Origin of the sequence: Exiguobacterium sp. Leaf187 (assembly GCF_001423925.1) — a bacterium.
Taxonomy (GTDB): Bacteria; Bacillota; Bacilli; order Exiguobacteriales; family Exiguobacteriaceae; genus Exiguobacterium_A; species Exiguobacterium_A indicum.
Window position 1 is genome coordinate 1,908,954 of record NZ_LMPR01000009.1, and the last position, 725, is coordinate 1,909,678.

A 725-nucleotide genomic window follows, 5' to 3' on the forward strand; every position below is an offset into this window, starting at 1 on the left:
TGATATAACGTTTCGACAGATATTAATATAACATGTGTCTTTTAAATTGGCAAGTCTTTTTGCCTTATTTCTTTTTACTAACTGTCATAATGAATATTCTTCTATACTGATACGAAAGGAGTGAGCAGATGGGATACTTATTAGATTTACGAAAAATCGTAGGCAACCGACCGTTGATCAGCGTGGGTGCGACCGTACTCGTCATAAATCCACAACATGAACTGCTATTTCAATATCGTTCGGATACCCACAGTTGGGGACTTCCCGGTGGTTCGATGGAACCAGGTGAGACACTTGAAGAAGTCGCGATGCGTGAATTACAGGAAGAAACCGGACTTCAAGCACGCAGTGTTCAGCTGCTAGACGTCTTCTCGGGTCCTGATTACTTCTTCCGTTATCCAAATGGCGATCAAACCTATAGTGTGATTCATCTCTTTCAAGCAAAAGGAATATCAGGTACATTACAAATGACAGATGGAGAAAGTCTAGATCTTCGTTATTTTCCACTCGATCAACTACCAGAACTACTTGAAGCAAGAGCCGCTGCGCTGTTAAAACACGTCATCCCTCGTCTTATCGAAACAACATCTTGAATTTAATATAGATGTCGTATTTTAAAACTGGCTGTCATTCGGTCAGTTTTTCCTTTTCCACAACAAAAAACCGACCTGCAATCTGCAGATCGGTCAAGTGCCTGGCAACGTCCTATCCTCACAGGGGGAAGC

Annotated in this window: 1 protein-coding gene; it reads left to right on the plus strand. The window is 41.9% G+C overall.

From position 1 onward, the window contains the following. The first annotated feature begins 128 nt into the window (after positions 1-128). The gene (locus tag ASF99_RS13925; protein WP_023469617.1) at positions 129-593 is read left to right on the plus strand and encodes an NUDIX hydrolase; all 465 of its coding nucleotides are present in this window, start codon (positions 129-131) and stop codon (positions 591-593) included. Positions 594-725: the final 132 nt, after the last annotated feature.